We start from the raw sequence: 13,920 nt of genomic DNA on the forward strand, positions 1-13,920 counted from the left end.
AACTTCACTTTCTTGGATATAAAATGCTTAATCAAATTCTTTATAATTTCTTCTCACAAACATCAGGCTACCTTAAAGGCTTTAAAAATATCAAGTTTAAAAATATTTTTGATGATTATAATTATTTTGAGATTTTATGGCTTTTATGCTCTGTTGGAGTGCTTGGTCTGATAAGTATATTAACAACAGATCAGTATTTAGTTTTAACAACTATTGCTACTGTTACTGGAATGTTGAATCTCTTTTTAATTGCCAAAGGTAAAACACTAAACTATTTTTTTGCTTTTATTAATAATCTAACATATGCATATGTATGTTATCAGCAAGGTATTTTTGGTCAGTTTTTGTTGTTTACATTTTTCTTTTTTCCAATGCAGTTCTATGGTTTATATAATTGGACGAAGCCTCAAAGTACTGATGAAAATAATGATATTGTTACAAAGAGGCTTTCAACTAAGCATAGAATCTATTTAATTTTAGGCATTATTATTTCGGCTATTTTATATGGAGCGTTTATCTTAAAAGGGATATTCAATCAGCAAGTTGGACTCTTTGCAGATTCATTGACAGGTGTTGTTTCTATTGTTGCTATTATACTTATGGTAAAAGCATATTTAGAGCAGTGGACTTTATGGATAATTATTAATACTCTATCTACTATAATATGGCTACAACAGTATTTGTCAGGTTCTAGCGATAGTATTGCTTTTCTTGCTATGTGGTTAATTTATTTATTTAATGCTATCTATGGCTATATAAATTGGAAAAAGTTAGAAAAACATACTTAAATTTCCTTAACTTAAACTTTAGCTTCCTATATAATCAGCCTTATTCATTGATTAGATTTCTGGGAGCTAAGTCATGACTGTTAGACAAACTTTGTTTTTGATTCTTACGCCAATCGTGGCAATGTGTGTTTTATCATTCGGTAATGGTTTTTTTACAACGTATTCATCTATTGAGCTTAATAGTCTTGGACGTTCTAATTTAATGATTGGTTTGATTTCTGCAGCTTATTTTTTTGGGATGATGACGGGATCTTATTTTTCACAGTCTACGATAGTTAGAGTTGGCTATATTAGAGCATTTGTTTTATTTGCTTCATTAATGGCTATAAGCACTTTAATAATAGGTATCTTTAAGCAAGTTCCTGTTTGGATTTTTTTAAGATTTGTTTGTGGTTTCTCATTGGCTGCATTATTTATTATTATTGAAAGTTGGTGTATTTTATCTTCTGAGAAGAAAAATAGAGGTTTGGTTTTTTCAGTATACTTACTTATATACTATGGTTCACAAGCCTTATCTCAGTTAATGATAAATGTACACTTTAGCCAGCAAATATTAGCATATTGTTTTATATCTTCACTATGTAGTATAGCTATTGTTTTGATGGCATTTACTAAAACAGTAGCTCCAGTCCCTCAGTCAGAGGATATTTGTTCTCCTATTGCAATTATGAAAAAAGTTCCCCTAGCAATGGTTGCAAGTATTATAGGAGGATCTTTGCTTGGGGCAATTTATACAATATTACCTGTATTTTTAGTTAGAGTAGATAGTACTCATAATATGATATCAATACTAATGATGACAACTATCTTAGGAGGAATGTTGTTACAAATCCCTATGGGTAAACTTTCAGATATGATGGATAGACGTAAGGTGATTTTACTAGCTGGTGCGGGGATTTGTCTGGCTTCTATTTTAATTTGTATGTTACATGGCTCATATCTTATATTCTCGCTAATTATTTTTATATTTGGTGGCTGTGCTTTTGTGATTTATCCTTTATCAATATCTCATGCAAGCGATTTTCTTGATGAAAGTGAGATATTAGGAGCAATAGGGGTTTTGACTATTGCATACGGTTTAGGATCTGTAGTTAGTCCTATTGTGATATCTGGTTTTATGGCATTTGTTGGGCCTTTTGGATTTTTTATTATTACAGCTATTCTTAGTGCTATTTTATGTTTATACTCAGTTTATAGAATTATTACAAGAAAATCGGCTACAGATACGGTTCAGTTTACAGCAGCTACTCCAGAGAGTCTTAACTTTAGTGAGGCTCAAGAGATTATCCTAGAAGAAGAATAAAGGTCTATATAAAATTGCAAAGCATACTCAGCTAGCTTATAATTACAGGAGTTTGTTTAAATACAAAAAGACTTAACATATCTTAAGGAGTTTATAGTTATGTCATCACAAATAAATAAAGTTTTTGCAAGACAAATATTAGATTCACGTGGAAACCCTACTGTTGAAGTAGATGTGGTTTTAGAAAGTGGAGCATTTGGTAGAGCAGCTGTGCCATCTGGAGCATCTACAGGTATTAGAGAAGCATTAGAACTAAGAGATGGTAATAAGAAGCTTTTCCTTGGTAAAAGTGTTTATAAAGCAGTAGAAAATGTGAATACAAAAATTGCTCAAGCAGTTAAAGGATTAGATGCTCTAGATCAAAGATTAGTTGATAAGACTATGGTTGAGCTAGATGGCTCTGAGAACAAAAAGAATTTAGGGGCAAATGCTATTTTAGGTGTTTCATTAGCAACAGCTAGAGCAGCAGCATCTCATCTAAGAAAACCGTTTTATCGTTATTTAATGGATGTTAAAGAATATTTAATGCCAGTACCAATGATGAATGTTATCAATGGTGGTTCACATGCTGATAATAATGTGGATATGCAAGAGTTTATGATTGTACCAGCAGGTTTTGAGACTTTCTCAGAAGCCCTTAGATGTGGCACAGAAGTATTCCATACACTTAAAAAAGTTCTTATTGCTGATGGTTATAGTGTTGCTGGTGTTGGTGATGAAGGTGGTTATGCACCAGATCTTCCATCAAATGAAGCTGCTATTGAAGCAATTCTAAAAGCTGTTAAAGAAGCTGGATATGAGTCAGGTAAGCATGTATTTATAGCTTTAGATCCTGCAAGTAGTGAGTATTATAAAGATGGTAAGTATGAGCTTGCTTCAGAAGGTAAATCTTTAACTTCAGCTGAAATGGTTGAGTATTTCGCTAAATGGGTTGAGAAATACCCAATCGTATCTATTGAAGATGGTATGGCTGAAGAAGATTGGGATGGTTGGAAGCTAATGACTGAAAAATTAGGTAAGAAAGTTCAGTTAGTTGGTGATGACTTGTTTGTAACTAACCCTAGTATCTTAGCTAAAGGTATTGAGATGGGTGTTGCTAATTCAATATTGATTAAACTTAACCAAATAGGTTCATTAACAGAAACGTTTGAAGCTATGGCTATGGCTGGTCAAGCTGGATATACATGTGTAGTTTCACATCGTTCAGGTGAGACATCTGATACTATCATTGCTGATTTAGCAGTAGCTACTTGTTCAGGTCAGATTAAAACTGGTTCGCTTTCAAGATCTGATCGTATAGCTAAATACAATCAGTTACTTAGAGTAGAGGAAGAGCTAGGCGAAAATGCAATCTACCCTGGACTTAAGTCTTTTGTATTTAGTTCAGAAGAAGATTCTAGTGATACACAAGAGATCATTGTAGAAGAAAGTGAAACTGAAAAAGTCGTAGTTCAGGTAGAAGAATAATAGCTATTTCATGAATACAAAATCAAATTTCTTTTTTTATTTTTTTATTTCAGCTGTCGTATTGTTAATTATTATATTGCAATACGATCTTTGGTTTAGTAATACCGGTATTCTTAAATATAATGAATTAAAGAAGGTCGTTGCTACTCAATCAAAAGAGGTCAAACAAAAATCTCAAACTAATGCCCAACTATATTCAGAAGTCGTATCACTACGTAAAAATAATGAAGTTTTACAGAGTTTAGCGCGTGAGAATATGGGCTTAATTAAGAAGGGTGAGGTTTTTTATAGTGTCAAATAAATATGTGATTATTCCTGCTGCAGGTATTGGCTCAAGGATGCAATTAGATATTCCAAAACAATACTATAAGCTATCTAATGACAAAACGATTTTGGATAATACTTTAGAGAAGTTTATTGATAATCCATTTTTTGATCGTATATTTTTAGCTTTGAATCCTAAGGATGAGTTTTGGAGTCAATCTACCTTTTATAATCATCCTATGATTAATATATGTATTGGTGGAGAAACTCGCTTTGAAAGCGTTTATAACGGCTTGAAAGCTATCAAAGGTAATAGCGATGATTGGGTATTTGTCCATGATGCTGCTAGACCTTGTATAGATTCTCAAAATATAATGGAACTGTATGAATTAACAAAAGCTTCTCATTCTCAGTCTGGTATATTAGCTGTCAAAGCGTTTGAAACAGTTAAGAAAGTAGCTGTTAAAAATATTATTGTTAATACTCTTGATCGTAATAATGTTTGGTTAGCTCAGACTCCACAGTTATCTAGATTGGGTCAACTAGAGAGATCTTTTGATTTTTGTTATTCAAATAATCTCATAAATAAGATAACTGATGAAGCTTCAACTTTAGAGTTATATGGTATTAATCCAATAGTTGTTGAGGGTAGTAGAAAAAATATTAAGATAACTACCAAAGATGATCTAGATTTTGCTAATTGGCAGCTAAATAAATAATACTATTTTATTAATAACCCTATCACATATCCAAATATAATGATTAATCCCATTATAAATAAAGCTGAATCAAGAACCACTTTTCTATATGCTTTACATTTAATATTTTTATAGATAATTATTACAGGTAGAATATAGAGTAGAAATGCTACTGTTGGGGCTACTAGGATACCTATTATATTAAGGATCTTAAAATTGCATATTGTACATATCAATAGGACTATAAATATTAAACCAACACATATTCTATTTATTTTTGGTTCGGATATCTCCTTATTGCAGATATTTCTAAAAAAATATTTAAACAAATATTTCAAAGCTTCTTTTGAGCCTATATAACAGCCTATAAATGAACTTATGATAGCAGTAAAAACAATCATGGGAGCCAAAATATCAAGTATAGTACTGTGGTGTTGGTCTTGGATTAGTGTCACAATGGATAAGTTATTATCATTAGCTTTTGTTATGTCATTAACAGTTGTACTAAGTAAACAAGATGTTACAAAGAGTAGTACAAAAATGAAAAGTATCAAAGAATTTATTTTAAGTATTTTATATATTTTGATTTTCTCTTCATTGTTATCAATTTTTACATAATTCTTGTAAAAAACTACTAAGCTGGAGATAACAGGAGAATGGTTCATAGATAAGACTAATATAGGCAATACCATTAAAATACCTATAATATATTGACTCAGTTCAAAATGGCTATCTGTAATAAAACTATAATTCCAGTAAGGTATAATGTAAATTGATAATATTATTACTAAAATTATTAAAAAGACTACAATAAGCTGCATAAATTTTAGGATAAGGTTTATACCCAAAGAAACTATTGCTAATAGAACTATTAATATACTAAAGCTAAACCAAATATTACTCGATAAATTAGTATCTGATATATTATAGTGTACTAAGAAATTACTTAGCTCATTATTTAATCCAATTGAGTACATTGGCATATTAAGAAAAATAGCGAAAAAATACAGAACGACACAGATTAAGCCTAAAAAAACTCCTAAATTATGAGTGAAAACATCTGTAATTCCGCCACCTTCTGAACTAATTACAATATTTGCCATATTTTTATGTGAGTAGTATGTTAATGGTAGGGCAAATATCATCACAGTTAATAATGCCCAGAAACCACTATCCCCAGCCTGAACTGGTAAATATAGTAATCCTGCCCCAATAGCTGTACCAAATAGAGTAAAAACCCATTGAATATCAATTTTTTTAGAATTTGAATAATTTATTTCTTTCACTAATTATCCCAATCGAGTATTACTTTACCACACTTACCACTTTTCATTATTTCAAAGCCTTCTTTATAATCATCTATATGTAATCTATGAGTTATTATTGGACTTATATCCATACCAGCTTGGATCATGCTAGACATTAAGTACCAAGTCTCAAACATTTCTCTACCATAGATACCTTTTAGAATTAGACCTTTAAATAATATAGTTCCCCAATCTATAGAGATATTTCCGGCAGCTATTCCTAATAATGAGAGTTTAGCACCATGGTTCATAACATCTAGCATCATTGAGATCGCAGAGTTAACCCCAGACATTTCTAAACCAACATCAAACCCTTCACTCATGCCAATATCAGACATTACTTTTTTCATTTGTATAGTAAGCTCTTCTTGAGTCTTATATGGTGCTACATTTAACGCAACAGTAGCACCGAACTCTTCAGCTTTTTTCAGACGGTATTCATTTACATCAGTAATAACTATTCGACGAGCGCCGCAGAATCTAGCTATCTTTATAGCCATTAAACCAATTGGGCCAGCTCCTGTTATAAGAACATCTTCGCCTGTTAGATTAAATGAAAGTGCTGTATGAACTGCATTACCAAGAGGATCAAATATACTAGCAATTTCATCTGGAATAGAATTAGGAAGTTTAAACACATTTGATGAGGGCATAGCTAAAAACTCTGCAAATGCTCCTTGTACATTGACTCCAATTCCCATAGTCTCTCGACAAAGGTGGCGCTTACCAGCTTTACAGTTACGACAATGCCCACAAACAAGGTGTCCTTCACCAGATACTCTATCTCCAACCTCTAAACCTGTTACTCCATCGCCTTTAGCAACAATTTCACCAACGAATTCGTGGCCTGTTATCATTGGTACAGGAATAGTGTCTTGTGACCATTTATCCCAGTTGTATATATGTAGGTCTGTACCACAGATCGCGGTTTTTTTTATTTTGATTAAAACATCATTGTAGCCATGCTTTGGTATTGGAGCATCATTAATCATCCATATACCAGGCTCTCTTTTTAATTTAGATAATGCTTTCATGTTAAATATCCTTGAAATAAGATTCTATAAACTATAGAACTGAAAAAAATTATTTAATTATTTCTAGCTCTTTTGCTGCTTTTGTAAATGCATCTACAGCTTTATCTATTTGTTCAAAAGTATGTGCAGCAGACATCTGTGTTCTGATACGAGCTTTGCCTTTAGGAACAACAGGATATGAAAATGCTATTACATAGATTCCATAATCTAGAAGCTTCTCTGCAAACTCAGCTGCTTTTTTCTCATCATATATCATTACAGGAATAATTGGATGTTCTCCTGGGATTAGATCAAATCCAGCAGCTGTCATTTTAGATCTAAATCTTTGCTGGTTAGCTTGTAGCTGATCTCTTAGTTGGTTAGAGCCTTTAGTTATTTCTAATGCTTTTAGAGAGGTCTTAGCAATAATAGGCGCTAATGAATTTGAAAATAGGTATGGTCTAGATAAGTTTTTTAATAGATCAACGATTTCTTTTTTAGCGCATATATAACCACCAGATGCTCCACCTAAGCCTTTCCCTAGTGTCCCTGTTAATATATCTACTCGACCCATTACGTTACAGTGTTCTATAGATCCCTTACCATTTTTACCAACAAAGCCAGATGCATGAGAATCATCTACCATAACAATAGCATTATATTTATCGGCTAAATCACAAACAGCTTCAAGATTTGCAATAATACCATCCATAGAGAAAACTCCATCAGTAGCAATCATTTTAAATCTTGCACCAGCTTTATCAGCTTCGATTAGCTTTTCTTCTAAATCTTGAATATCATTGTTGTTGTATCTAAATCGCATAGCTTTACACAATCTAACACCATCGATAATACTTGCATGATTAAGAGAGTCACTAATAATGGCATCTTCTTTAGTCAGTAAAGTTTCAAAAAGACCTGCATTTGCATCAAAGCATGATGGATATAAAACAGTGTCTTCAAACTCAAAGAAATCGCTAAGCTCTTTCTCAAGTTGTTTGTGAACACTATTTGTACCACATATAAATCTTACCGAAGCCATTCCATAGCCACATTCTTCGATATGCTCTTTAGCATAAGCAACAATTTCTGGGTTGTTTGCAAAACCAAGGTAGTTATTTGCACAAAAGTTTATAAGAGTTTCACCATTTTCTAAATTTATAACTGGCTCTTGAGGAGTTGATATTATCCTTTCACTTTTATAAGTTCCAGCATCTTTTATTTCTTGGATTTTATTATTAACATTGTTATAGAAATCTTTGTTCATAGTTAAGTCCTTAATCGTTTCTCAAACACTCTCACTCTAATATATATAAGTATAGTTAGATTTGGAATTATTAAGTGCTAGATTCTATAAAAATATTCGAATAAAACTTTGTCTTAATTTTATGATTCTTGCCTAAACTTTAAGATCATAAAATTTGGATGATATATCTTATTTTAAAAAAATAAATTCTTGTATAAAAGTAGCAAAATTATATTATTTTTTTGTAAATCATAATAAAAAATTAAGCTTCCCTAAAAGCAACACTAATAATGATAAATTATTGAATTTTTTATTGTATTTTCTATTTTTATCTTTATAGAATTGATAATGAGCTTAATAGGATAAGTTTCTGAATACTTAAAAGGAGAATAACATGAGTGGTAAGAAGAAGTTAGCAACTGCGATATCATATATATTGATGGGCTTAGGTTCATTTGGCATGGCAGAAGCAGCTACGAGTAATAATGTTGAGACATATGACTTTAAAGCGCCATTTAAAGATTATAATAATAAGATAGTTTTAAATATAAATAATGTGCCATCAGCAAAGACAATTGAATTTACAAGTAACTTTAAACCAAAAGCAGGTTGGGGTAATTGCTTTGGAACTAGAGCAGATCTTGTTAACTTTGCATCTACACAAAATAGTAAAGGTGATTATGTAACAAAAATGACACTAAAAGATAGTGAAGGATCGTTTGACTTAACACAGTCTTGTGACATTATGGGCACAGACTCTGGTAATGCAATTGTATTACCAGGTGTTGTAGTTCCGATAGTTAGTGATCTTAAAGTAGATGGTAAAGATCTTGAGATTAAAAGACCATGTGCTGGTAATGTATGTAAAGATCCAGCTCCTGGTTATACAAATGCAGCATATTATGCACAATGGGCAGTTTGGGGCCGTAAATATAATCCGTATGACTTTAAGTATAATAAGTTAAATACAATAATCTATGCATTCATAGGTTTTGATAAAAATACAGGTAATATAAAAACACTTGATGCTTCAGCAGATTCATGGGGACTATCAGCAGCAGCAAGAGCAGCCAAGAAGTATCCATATCTAAAATCATTCCTATCATTTGGTGGTTGGACAAATAATGGTGTTACAACAGCTCCAATGTTTGAACAGTTAGCATCAAATCAACAAAGTATGGAAACTTTTGCTAAGCAATCTGTAGAGCTTATGCGTAAGCTTGGCTTTAATGGTATCGATATCGACTGGGAATGGTGGTCTGATTATGGTAATGATGTAGCACCAGCTAAGAAGATGTTAGCATTCTTTAAAGTTCTTCGTGCTGAGTTAGATAAGGCTAGTAAAGAAGATGGTAAGAAATACTATCTTGCAATAGCAGTTAATGGAGCTAGAAGTCGTATTGAGGCTATGGAAGATCCAAATAATCCAAATAGTGTACCAGATTTCTGGAAACAGACTGGCGAGTTAATGGATGAAATCAATGTAATGAATTATGACTATCAAGGTGCATGGGGCACTGGATTCCCAGCATACTTCCAGGCATCATTTGCATTCCCAGATGTAACAGGAATTAGCAATAGTAGTTATAGTGCTGGAGATGTATCAAGTGATGTACAAGATAATGTTACAGATAGTTCTGGTAGTAATGTTACATTAAGTAAATCTATAGGTGTTGATGGTGGATGGTCAATCCAAGATTCTATTGATGCATATATTAAAGCTGGAGTACCAGCTAAGAAGTTAATAGTTGGTTTACCTCTATATGCAAGATCTATGGCTGTAGATAGTGATGTCAATGGAGGCTTATTCCAAACAATTACAGGTCCAGGTCTTGGTGATTATGAGAATGGTGTATTTGATTATAAATGTTTAGTTAATCCAGTTAATGATCCAGTAACAGGGTGTGGAACATCAAAACCAGTGAGTGGATTATCAGATCTACAGTTCTATAATGAGAACTCAAATGCAGCCGTCTTTGATAAATATGGTAAAGTCGCTATGCAACCATGGGCATATAGTCCATCGACTAAATCATTTATAACTTATGATGATACATGGTCAGTGACTAAGAAAACAGAATATGCTATGGGTAGAGGGCTTGGAGGAACAATGTTCTGGCAAGCTGATGGTGATTCTGTAGACAATAGCAAATCATTAATAAATGCGGTTGCTAAAGTTTATGAATCAGATAGTGTTTATATATCTGTGGATAGCGTAACAGAGACATCAGCAACAATATCTTGGAACAAGCCAGAACTTGATGGTAGTGTTACATACACTGTTAAATTAAACGGTGATGTAGTTGCTCAAGGTATTAGCTCTCAAAGCTATGTTTTAACTAACTTAGATAAAGGTACAAACTATAATATAGAAGTTACAGCTAATGCTTCTAATGAATCAAGAACTGATAGTTTGTCGTTTACAACAGTTGGAGCAGATGATCAAAACCAAGATACAGATGATCAAAACCAAGATACTGATGATCAAAACCAAGATACAGATGATCAAAACCAAGGTGGAGATACTACAACAGGAACTTGGGATTCTAATAAAGCATATACAAAAGGCCAAAAAGTAGAGATTAATGGTGTGGTATATGAGGCTCAATGGTGGACTAAAGGTGAAAATCCTACTCAATCTGGAGAATGGGGGGTATGGAGAGTGACTAGTGGTCAACCAGATGATCAAAACCAAGGAGGAGATGATCAAAGTCAAGGAGGAAATGATCAAAACCAAGGTGGAGATGATACTTCATCTTCAGGAACTTGGGATTCTAAGGCTGTATATACTACGGGAGATCAAGTAACATACAATGGTCAAACATATACAGCTAAATGGTGGACACAAGGTGATAACCCTTCTAATGGTGGAGCTTGGAAAAAACCTGTAGTTGCTGGAGGAGCTTGGGAAAGTGGTATCGCTTATACAGGTGGTCAAACAGTAACTTACCAAGGTCAGAAGTATAAAGCTAAGTGGTGGACACAAGGAGATAATCCATCAAAAGGTTCTCCTTGGGAAAAAATATAGTATAAGTAAATCTTAACTTAGTACATAATAAGTGCTGAGTTAAGTATCAATATAGGGTAAACCTAGATCTCATACAAATTCATCTTAAGTTCTATCTAATATTTAACCTTTTAATTATCTTTATTAGTAAACTTTCATTATTAGTATATTCTTTATGTAGTTTTTGAGTATAAAAAGAAGTTGGTTAGCAATTTTTAATAAGTCCCATGATTTTTCCTCAATTATATATTCTCAATATTTGTAATAAGATTGCTTTAGTGTTTTATGATTTGATATAAAACCTTGAGGTTAAAAAAAGGAGAGATTATGATAATAAAAAACAAAATGATAACAGCAATATCTTATGCGTTATTGGGTTTAGGCTCATTTGGTATGGCAGAGGCAGCTATAAGTAATAGTGTTGAGACATATGATTTTAAGGCGCCATTTAAGGACTACAATAATAAGATAGTTTTAAATATAAATAATGTGCCATCAGCGAAGATAATTGAATTCTCAAGTAACTTTAAACCAAAAGTCGGTTGGGGTAATTGCTTTGGAGCTAGAACAGATCTTATCAATTTTGTGACCACTCAAAATAACAAAGGTGAATATGTAACAAAGATGACATTACAAGATGGTGAAGGATCTTTTGATTTAACACAGTCTTGTGACATTATGGGAACAGATTCTGGTGACGCTGTTGTACTCCCTGGAGTTGTTGTTCCCCTAGTAAATAGTTTAAAAGTAGACGGTAAAGCCTTAGATATTGAAAGACCATGTACTGGAAATGTATGTAAAGATCCTGGTGCTGGGTATGTTAATGCCGCATATTATGCACAATGGGCAGTATGGGGGCGTAAATATAATCCTTATGATTTTAAATATGATAAATTAAATACTTTGTTTTATGCATTTGTAGGTTTTGATAAAGCTACAGGTGATATTAAGACTTTAGATGCTTCAGCAGATGCTTGGGGCATGTCGGCAGCTGCAAGGGCAATGAAAAAGTATCCATATCTAAAAACTTACTTATCATTTGGTGGTTGGACTAATAATGGTAAAACTACAGCCCCTATGTTTGAAATGCTTGCTTCTGATGACTCAAGAATGAAAAATTTTGCATCTCAATCAGTAGAACTTATGCGCAAGCTTGGCTTTAACGGTATTGATATTGACTGGGAGTACTGGTCTGATTATGGTTTTGATGTTGCTCCAGCTAAGAAAATGTTAGCTCTATATAAAATATTAAGAGCAGAACTTGACAAAGCTAGTAAAGAAGATGGTAAAAAATATTATTTAGCAATAGCAGTTCATGGTGGTAGGATTAGTGTAGAGTCTATGCAAGATCCAAATAATCCAAATAGTGTGCCAGATTTCTGGAAGCAGGTTGGAGAACTTATGGATGAGATTAGTATTATGAGTTATGACTATCAAGGTGCATGGGGTGTTGGAGCTCCTGCATATTTCCAAGCATCAGCAGGATTTCCTAATATTAGTGATTATGGTACAAGCGTTGCTGACTCTATAGGTAAGACAAACGGTTTAGCAATTGATAATATTGTCGATGCATTTTTAGATAATGGTGTTCCAGCTAAGAAAATAGTGGCAGGCTTACCTTTATATGCAAGATCAATGGCTGTTGATAGTGATAAAAACGGTGGCTTATTTCAAACTATCACAGGAGCTGGTCTAGGTGACTATGAGCCAGGAATTCTTGATTATAAATGTCTAATTAACCCTATCGATGACCCTGTAGCAGGTTGTGGATCATCAAAACCATTAAGTGGACTATCTGATCTAGTATTCTATGACACTAACTCAAACTCAGATGTCTTTAATAAGTATGGTAAGGTAGCTATGCAGCCATGGGCATATAGTCCATCAACAAAATCATTTGTAACTTATGATAATGTTTGGTCTGTAACTGAAAAAACAAAATATGTTAAGAGTAGAGGGCTTGGTGGAACAATGTTCTGGGAAGCGGATGGTGATTCAATAGATCCAAGTAAGTCTCTAATTGATGCAGTAGCAGCGGTGTATGAATCAGATAGTATTTATGTTTCTGCAGATAACATAACAGAGACATCAGCTACTATATCTTGGAATAAACCAGAACTAGATGGTAGCGTTACATATACAGTTAAGTTAAATGGAAATGTCATAGTACAAAATATTACATCACAAAGCTATGTATTAACTAATTTAGATAAAGCAACTAATTATAGTGTTGAAGTTGTTGCTAATACATCAGGTGAGTCTAGAGAAGATAGCTTATCATTTACAACAGTTGGAGCAGATGACCAAAACCAAGGTGGAGATGCTGCAACAGGCAATTGGGATTCTGAAAAAGCTTACACTAAAGGTGAAAAAGTAGAAGTTAATGGCATAATATACGAAGCTCAATGGTGGACTAAGGGTGAAAACCCTACTAATTCTGGTGAGTGGGGAGTATGGCGAGTTACTGAAGGTCAAAGCTCGGATCAAATAAATGATCAGATAATTGACCAGGATAAGGATAGTACTGAGTCTTCAGGGACTTGGAATTCTAATACAGTTTATACTAAAGGAGATCAAGTATCTTATAATGGTAAAACCTACACAGCTAAGTGGTGGACACAAGGCGATAAGCCATCGAATGGAGGGCCTTGGGATACACCTTATATAGCAGGAGCAGTTTGGAATGTGGATGAAGAGTATAGTGGAGGTCAAACAGTAACTTTAAATGGAAGCTCATATAAAGCTAAATGGTGGACTAGTGGAGATAATCCAAAAGATGGAGGGGTATGGGAAAAGTTATAAGAATATATTTTTACTTTAAATACTG

The 13,920-nt window shown here is 33.2% G+C and carries 10 protein-coding genes; 7 read left to right on the forward strand and 3 right to left on the reverse strand.

Annotation, left to right across the window (positions count from 1 at the left end):
- Positions 1-23: 23 nt before the first annotated feature.
- The 5 genes from pnuC (at position 24) to ispD (ending at position 4,541) form a co-directional block, all read left to right on the forward strand.
- The gene (pnuC, locus tag F3D62_RS09935) at positions 24-788 is read left to right on the forward strand and encodes a nicotinamide riboside transporter PnuC (RefSeq protein WP_150468094.1); all 765 of its coding nucleotides are present in this window, start codon (positions 24-26) and stop codon (positions 786-788) included.
- Between the two features lie 73 nt (positions 789-861).
- Complete coding sequence (locus tag F3D62_RS09940) at positions 862-2,091, forward strand: MFS transporter (RefSeq protein ID WP_150468095.1); 1,230 nt, start codon at positions 862-864, stop codon at positions 2,089-2,091.
- A gap of 99 nt (positions 2,092-2,190) precedes the next feature.
- A complete protein-coding gene (eno, locus tag F3D62_RS09945; protein ID WP_150468096.1) occupies positions 2,191-3,558 on the forward strand; it encodes a phosphopyruvate hydratase in 1,368 nt (455 codons plus the stop codon).
- A 10-nt stretch (positions 3,559-3,568) separates the two neighbouring features.
- On the forward strand, positions 3,569-3,859 hold the full coding sequence (locus F3D62_RS09950) for an FtsB family cell division protein (RefSeq protein ID WP_150468097.1): 291 nt from the start codon (positions 3,569-3,571) through the stop codon (positions 3,857-3,859).
- On the forward strand, positions 3,849-4,541 hold the full coding sequence (ispD, locus tag F3D62_RS09955) for a 2-C-methyl-D-erythritol 4-phosphate cytidylyltransferase (protein WP_150468098.1): 693 nt from the start codon (positions 3,849-3,851) through the stop codon (positions 4,539-4,541). Before F3D62_RS09950 ends, ispD begins: the two co-directional genes overlap by 11 nt.
- A 2-nt stretch (positions 4,542-4,543) precedes the next feature.
- On the opposite strand, the gene F3D62_RS09960 is transcribed toward ispD, so the two are convergent.
- From F3D62_RS09960 to F3D62_RS09970, 3 genes are read right to left on the reverse strand one after another with little or no spacing between them, the layout of a single operon-like run.
- The gene (locus F3D62_RS09960; RefSeq protein WP_150468099.1) at positions 4,544-5,806 is read right to left on the reverse strand and encodes an amino acid permease; all 1,263 of its coding nucleotides are present in this window, start codon (positions 5,804-5,806) and stop codon (positions 4,544-4,546) included.
- Positions 5,806-6,861, reverse strand: a complete 1,056-nt coding sequence (gene tdh / locus F3D62_RS09965; protein ID WP_150468100.1) for an L-threonine 3-dehydrogenase — start codon at positions 6,859-6,861, stop codon at positions 5,806-5,808. Before tdh ends, F3D62_RS09960 begins: the two co-directional genes overlap by 1 nt.
- Positions 6,862-6,910: 49 nt before the next feature.
- Positions 6,911-8,107, reverse strand: a complete 1,197-nt coding sequence (locus tag F3D62_RS09970) for a glycine C-acetyltransferase (RefSeq protein WP_150468101.1) — start codon at positions 8,105-8,107, stop codon at positions 6,911-6,913.
- 373 nt (positions 8,108-8,480) lie between these two features.
- On the opposite strand from F3D62_RS09970, the gene F3D62_RS09975 reads away from it, so the two are divergent.
- Complete coding sequence (locus tag F3D62_RS09975) at positions 8,481-11,114, forward strand: glycosyl hydrolase family 18 protein (RefSeq protein ID WP_224732678.1); 2,634 nt, start codon at positions 8,481-8,483, stop codon at positions 11,112-11,114.
- Between the two features lie 306 nt (positions 11,115-11,420).
- On the forward strand, positions 11,421-13,895 hold the full coding sequence (locus F3D62_RS09980; RefSeq protein WP_411961322.1) for a glycosyl hydrolase family 18 protein: 2,475 nt from the start codon (positions 11,421-11,423) through the stop codon (positions 13,893-13,895).
- Positions 13,896-13,920 lie beyond the last annotated feature (25 nt).

It is taken from the genome of Francisella sp. SYW-9, assembly GCF_008711465.1.
GTDB lineage: Bacteria > Pseudomonadota > Gammaproteobacteria > Francisellales > Francisellaceae > Francisella.